Origin of the sequence: Actinomadura sp. BRA 177, from assembly GCF_013372625.1 — a bacterium.
In the GTDB taxonomy this organism is placed as follows: Bacteria; Actinomycetota; Actinomycetes; order Streptosporangiales; family Streptosporangiaceae; genus Spirillospora.
Map to the genome: position 1 here is coordinate 1 of NZ_JABXFD010000459.1, position 4,818 is coordinate 4,818.

Consider the following 4,818-nt stretch of genomic DNA (forward strand, 5'->3'; position numbering starts at 1 on the left):
AGATGTGTATAAGCGACGGGCCCCCGCCGACAGCGAATGGCCCCGGGACCTGCGCGCCACCGCGAGCGCGTCGAGCAGCAGCCCCTCGAACGCGCCCTCGGACGGCGCCGCCGGCAGCGCCTCGCCGGCGTCGGTGACGTACCGCAGGCTCATCCCCGTCCGGACGAGGTGCACGCCGATCGACGCGGTCGCCGACACCGCCTGCTCGAACGAGCCGCTCAGCCCCTCGCCCCAGTGCGCGTTGCGCCGGGTGTCGAGGAACAGCGTCCCGCTGCTCTGGAAGTGCTGCTCCTCGCGCCGCACCATCAGCTCGCCGCGCCGGGCGGTGGACCGCCAGTGCACGCGGCGCAGGTCGTCGCCGTGCCGGTACTCGCGCGGGGCGACGTCGTCCTCGCCGGCCGCCGACACCGCGCGGGCCACGCTGTCGCCGCCGCCCGTCCACGCGCCCGACAGCCGGCCGTGCGGCAGCGGGACGATCGCGGGCGTCACGGTCAGCGTGTCGGACAGGCTGAACGAGCGCACCAGCTCCACCATCCCGAACGGGTCGGCGAGCCGGACCGTCAGCGGCCCCACCCGGGAGCGGCCGCGCACGTCCGAGCGGATCCGGTAGCCGAGCTGGCGGGAGCCGTGCGGCTCGATCCGCTCCAGCACGAACCGGGCCCGGCCGCCGAGCGCGTACGGCACCCGGTCCTCCACCATGAGCAGCCCGCTCGGCAGCCGCGACACGTTCTCCAGCCGCAGGTCGGCGCGGGCCTCATGGCCGACCGGCAGCCGCGCCGGCTCCAGCCGCCGCGCGCACGCCAGCCGGTACCGGGTCCGCGACACCGCGAGCATGCACAGCAGCGGCAGCACCAGCACGAGCACCCCGGCCCGCAGCAGGTCCCGCTCGCCGAGGACGACCGCGCACACGATCGCGGTCGCGCCGGCGGCCACGAAGGACCGCCCGCGCGTGGTGAGGCCGGCCAGCGCGCGTCGCACCGGTCACTTCCCGGGGGAGGGCACCGGCAGCCGCTTCACCAGGTCGGCGACGACCTGCTCGGGACGGCGCCGCTCCACCTGCGCCTCCGCGGTCGGCAGCAGCCGGTGCGCGAGCACGGGGACGGCGAGGTCCTGGACGTCGTCGGGGACGACGTAGTCGCGGTCGTCCAGCGCCGCGTACGCCCGCGCCGCCCGCACCAGGTGCAGCGTCGCCCGCGGGGACGCGCCGAGCCGCAGTTCGGGGTGCTTGCGGGTGGCGGCGACCAGGTCGACCGCGTACTGCTTCACCGCGGCCGCGACGTGCTGGCGGCGCACCACCTCGATGAGGTCGCGGACGTCGGCGGCGTGCGCGACCGGGGTGAGCCGGTCGAGCGGGGACGACTGGCCGTGCGTGTCGAGCATCTCCAGCTCGGCGGCCGCGTCCGGGTAGCCCATCGAGATGCGCGCGGTGAACCGGTCGCGCTGCGCCTCCGGCAGTGGGTAGGTGCCCTCCATCTCCACCGGGTTCTGGGTGGAGATCACCATGAACGGCGGCTCCAGCGCGTAGGTCGTGCCGTCCACCGTGACCTGGCGCTCCTCCATGCACTCCAGCAGCGCCGACTGCGTCTTCGGGGACGCGCGGTTGATCTCGTCGCCGACCACGATGTTGGCGAACACCGGGCCCGGCTTGAACTCGAACTCGCGCAGCTCCTGGTTGTAGGCGCTGACCCCGGTGATGTCGCTGGGCAGCAGGTCCGGGGTGAACTGGACGCGCCGCACCGAGCAGTCGACCGAGCGCGCGAGCGCTTTCGCGAGCATCGTCTTGCCGACCCCGGGCACGTCCTCGATCAGCAGGTGCCCCTCCGCCAGCAGCACCGTGAGGGCGAGCCGCACCACCGAGGGCTTGCCCTCGATCACCGACTCCACCGCGTCCCGGATCTTGTTCGCGATGTGCGCGAGCCCGTCGAGCCCGGGGCCCGCCCCCTCGCCTCCCGATGCGCGGCGCCGGGCAGGGCGGGATGCCGGGGGGTCGGTCTCCATGAACGACTCGCCGTGCGTGCCTACTGCCACCAAACCCTCCTCAGCCGTTCCAACCGACAGTACGTCGTCGGAACGCCCACTGCGATGTTCATGGGGAACGCGAGCCCATTGTGCTCTACGGGAAGGACGGCCGCGCTCCGCAGGCAAGGACGCCGGGCGCCGCCCGGAGGCGCCCGCCCCGGCCTCCACTCCGCTCCACCACGATCACCCAGAACGCGGCGGAACGCGGGAAATGACCCCTGGGCACGTTTCCGGGCGGTCCGGCACGCGCACCGGCGGCCGCCGGGCCCCACTCCGCACCACCCCCTCTGACCTGCGGTTTCATTCGGCGAATTCGCCCGTGGACGATGTTTTTCTTGTTGACGGTGGGGAAGAGTGGAGTAGAGTGGGGCGCCGTGGGGGCGGTAGCCACCCATGCGGCGCGGGAGGTGGGGCCGGTGTTCCTCGGCACCCATTCACCGCGCCTCGACGACAAGGGACGACTGTTCCTGCCGGCGAAGTACCGCGAGGAGCTGTCGGGGGGATTGGTGATCACGAAGGGCCAGGAACGCTGCCTGTACGTCTTCCCCATGGCGGAGTTCCAGCGGATTACCGAGGCGCTGCGTGCCGCGCCGGTCACCGAGAAGGCGGTCCGGGGCTACAGCCGGGTCTTCTTCGCCAGCGCCTCCGACGAGGTACCCGACAAGCAGGGCCGCGTCACGATTCCTCCGCCGCTGCGCACGTACGCGGGGCTCACCCGCGACTGCACGGTCATCGGGGCCAACACGCGTCTGGAGATCTGGGACGCGCAGGCCTGGGAGACCTACCTGGAGCAGGAGGAGCAGACGTTCTCCGACGTCTCGGAGGAGGTGTTGCCAGGGATCCTCTGAGCGAAGACTCGTCGGTCCGTTGACCGGCTATGGCCCACGTTCGGCCAGGTCTCCAGCCGCTCTCCGAGCCGGCTGGCGCAGCTTCCCCGGTGCCAGGCGGCGACCCCCCGCGGAAACGCGGTGATCTTCCTCTAGGGCAGCGGATGGGGACCTGGCCGGGCGAGGCCGCCGCCGGGGGCACGGGACGGTCCGGTCCGGCGATGCCACACAGTCCGCGAGCGAGGTGGCAGTACAGGGGGGTGAACCATGGACGCAGGCGACCGTACGCCCGACCGCGCGTCCGACCGGGGGCCGGAGAACGGCCACGTCCCGGTCATGCTCGGCCGCGTCCTGGAGCTCCTCGTCCCCGCCGCCGAAGCCGTCACCGGCCGCGACCCCGTCCACCTCGACGCCACGCTCGGCATGGGCGGCCACGCCGAGGCGATGCTGCGGGCCGTCCCGCGGCTCCGGCTCATCGGCCTCGACCGCGACACCGTCGCGCTGGAGCGCTCCGCGCGGCGGCTGGCGCCGTTCGGCGACCGGGTGACGCTGGAGCACGCCGTCTACGACGAGATCCCCGCGGTGCTGGGCCGGCTCGGCGTGCCCGCGGTGGACGCCGTCCTGTTCGACCTCGGGGTGTCCTCCCCGCAGCTGGACGAGACGGGCCGCGGCTTCGCCTACTCCCACGACGCCCCGCTCGACATGCGGATGGACCGCACCCAGCGCCTCACCGCGGCCGAGGTCGTCAACGGCTACCCGCCGGCCGAGCTCGCCCGGATCCTGCGCGAGTACGGCGAGGAGCGGTTCGCCCAGCGGATCGCCTCGGCGATCGTCCGCGAGCGCGAGCGCGCGCCGCTGGAGTCCACCCGCCGGCTCGCCGACCTCGTCCGCACCTCCATCCCGGCCGCGACCCGCCGCACCGGCGGCAACCCGGCCAAGCGCACCTTCCAGGCACTGCGCATCGAGGTGAACGGCGAACTCGAGATCTGGCGCCGGGCGCTGCCCGCCGCCCTGGACGCGCTCCCGGTCGGCGGCCGGGTCGCCGTCCTGTCCTACCACTCCCTCGAGGACCGCATCACCAAGCGCGTCCTCGCCGCCCAGGCGGCCGACACCACCCCGCCGGACCTGCCCGTCCCGCTGCCCGAGCACGAGCCGAGGTTCCGGCTCCTGACGCGCGGGGCCGAGCTGCCGTCCGGCGAGGAGACCACGACCAACCCACGGGCCGGATCGGTGCGGATGCGCGCCGCGGAGCGGGTCCGGGAGGCGACATGACGACGACGAGCAGGCGCCCGCCGGTTAGGGCGCCCAAGAAGAAGAGGACCGCCGCGCCGGCGGCCGGCCCGGCGACGGCCGTGAAGACCGCGCCCAAGACTCCGGCGAAGACTCCGGCCAAGGCTCCGGTGAAGGCACCGGCCAAGACTCCGGCCGCCAAGCCGGCGGTCAAGAAGGACGCCGCGGTCAAGAAGGCGCGGAGCACGACGGCGGCGGCCGTCCGGGCACGCCAAGCCGCGGGCCGCCGGGCCGCGCCGCGCGCGCCGTTCGTGCTGCTCATCATCGGGCTGCTCGGCGGCGCGCTGGTGAGCCTGCTGCTGCTCAACACCGTCCTCGCCAAGGACGCGTTCACGCTGACGCGGCTGCAGCAGGGCAACAAGCAGCTCGAACAGCAGCGCCAGGCCCTCGAAGAGGAGAACGCGCGCGAGGGCTCCCCGGCGAGCCTGGGGAAGAAGGCCGAGGCGCTCGGCATGAAGAAGGCCAAGGACCCGGCCTTCTTCTACACCGAGACCGGGCGGGCGAGCGGCGGCGCCATCCGGCCCGTCCCGCACGCGGCCGCCGCGTCCGCCGGTGCCGCGGGCGTCGTCGGCGTGCCCGGCACCGCGGCCCGCTCTTATACGCATCTGTCGCTGCCGCCGAAAAGGGTAGGGTAGAGCAGGGTCGTCGCCGCCTCCATGACCCAAAAAAACTGACACCACAT

The 4,818-nt window shown here is 73.7% G+C and carries 5 protein-coding genes; 3 read left to right on the forward strand and 2 right to left on the reverse strand.

The genetic code is table 11. The annotated features are described in order from the left end of the window. Positions 1-978 (reverse strand): DUF58 domain-containing protein (locus tag HUX53_RS27140; protein ID WP_176406055.1); only part of this gene is annotated, 978 nt, incomplete at its 3' end. Positions 979-981: 3 nt separating this feature from the next. Further along, positions 982-2,028 carry a MoxR family ATPase gene (locus tag HUX53_RS27145; RefSeq protein WP_309237460.1) on the reverse strand — a complete coding sequence of 349 codons (1,047 nt, stop codon included), beginning with the start codon at positions 2,026-2,028 and terminating at the stop codon, positions 982-984. A gap of 407 nt (positions 2,029-2,435) precedes the next feature. Here HUX53_RS27145 and mraZ point away from each other — a divergent pair, with 407 nt between their 5' ends. From mraZ to HUX53_RS27160, 3 genes are all read left to right on the forward strand, one after another. Beyond that, a complete protein-coding gene (mraZ, locus tag HUX53_RS27150; RefSeq protein WP_176406059.1) occupies positions 2,436-2,867 on the forward strand; it encodes a division/cell wall cluster transcriptional repressor MraZ in 432 nt (143 codons plus the stop codon). Positions 2,868-3,113: 246 nt separating this feature from the next. Next, positions 3,114-4,118: a 16S rRNA (cytosine(1402)-N(4))-methyltransferase RsmH gene (rsmH, locus tag HUX53_RS27155; RefSeq protein ID WP_176406056.1), complete on the forward strand. Its 1,005-nt coding sequence runs from the start codon at positions 3,114-3,116 to the stop codon at positions 4,116-4,118. Continuing rightward, complete coding sequence (locus HUX53_RS27160; protein ID WP_176406057.1) at positions 4,115-4,771, forward strand: hypothetical protein; 657 nt, start codon at positions 4,115-4,117, stop codon at positions 4,769-4,771. The genes rsmH and HUX53_RS27160 overlap by 4 nt, the downstream gene beginning before the upstream one ends. Positions 4,772-4,818 lie beyond the last annotated feature (47 nt).

Excerpts from the sequence above, each read along its gene's own strand:
- HUX53_RS27160 (WP_176406057.1), top strand. The coding sequence starts at position 4,115 with ATGACGACGACGAGCAGGCGCCCGCCGGTTAGGGCGCCCAAGAAGAAG.
- rsmH (WP_176406056.1), top strand. The coding sequence starts at position 3,114 with ATGGACGCAGGCGACCGTACGCCCGACCGCGCGTCCGACCGGGGGCCG.